The 726-nt window shown below is 57.9% G+C and carries 1 protein-coding gene and 1 pseudogene; one reads left to right on the top strand and one right to left on the bottom strand.

What is annotated here, in order from left to right:
• Positions 1-179 (bottom strand): annotated as a pseudogene (locus GCT13_RS48020) (IS256 family transposase); the annotation flags it as partial.
• 165 nt (positions 180-344) lie between these two features.
• Between GCT13_RS48020 and tnpB the strand changes: the two are divergent.
• Positions 345-566: an IS66 family insertion sequence element accessory protein TnpB gene (gene tnpB, locus GCT13_RS48015; RefSeq protein WP_407670983.1), complete on the top strand. Its 222-nt coding sequence runs from the start codon at positions 345-347 to the stop codon at positions 564-566.
• Positions 567-726 lie beyond the last annotated feature (160 nt).

Below are 726 nucleotides of genomic sequence, written 5' to 3'. Positions count from 1 at the left end.
CGTACCACCGCGCGTTGTCCATGCAAGGTCTTGACGTTCTCGAATCGCTCCAGCAGCGCCGACAGCTCCGCTTCGATTGCCTGCTGAATCACTTGCCGCGCTCCGTGTCGCACCAATTCGTCCAGGCCCAGACCGACTTCCGATAGACCGACAACTGCTTTTTCCGTAAACTTGCTCATGGTGGATGGTTTGTTGTTTGCTGGTTTCCGACTTCGACAATCAGATTCTCAGCTGAAACCTCCACCGCCTTCAATCTCCCGCCTCAACTCCCCCGTACACCAGTTCCGACTTTAGCTCCCGCGAAGGTACAGACGGTCCTTCAGGAGGAACCGCATGGCGGTGACGTGTTTATCTTTCGTGGCCGTCGAGGTGACCTGATAAAAATTCTCTGGGCTACCAGCGACGGGCTGTGGCTGCTTGCAAAACGGCTCGAACGTGGCCGCTTCGTCTGGCCGAAGGCCGATAGCGGCAAGATCCACCTGACCCAGGCCCAACTCTCGATGCTGCTTGAGGGCATCGACTGGAGGCAACCGCGTCGCACCGCCGAACCAATGTCGATGTTGTAAACCACGCGGGACCTGCGTAAACTGCGCGGCATGCCTGATGCCAGCGATCTTCCTGACGACATCGATGCACTCAAGGCCCTGTTGCTCGAGGCGAGGGCGTCCCTGGCCGAGCGAGATCTGGAAATTGAACAGCTCAAGGCGCAAATCGATAAGCTCAAGC

This window comes from Paraburkholderia franconis (assembly GCF_009362735.1).
In the GTDB taxonomy this organism is placed as follows: domain Bacteria; phylum Pseudomonadota; class Gammaproteobacteria; order Burkholderiales; family Burkholderiaceae; genus Paraburkholderia; species Paraburkholderia franconis.
Note: the sequence above shows the minus strand (reverse complement) of the source record. Positions and strands in the feature narration are given on the sequence as shown.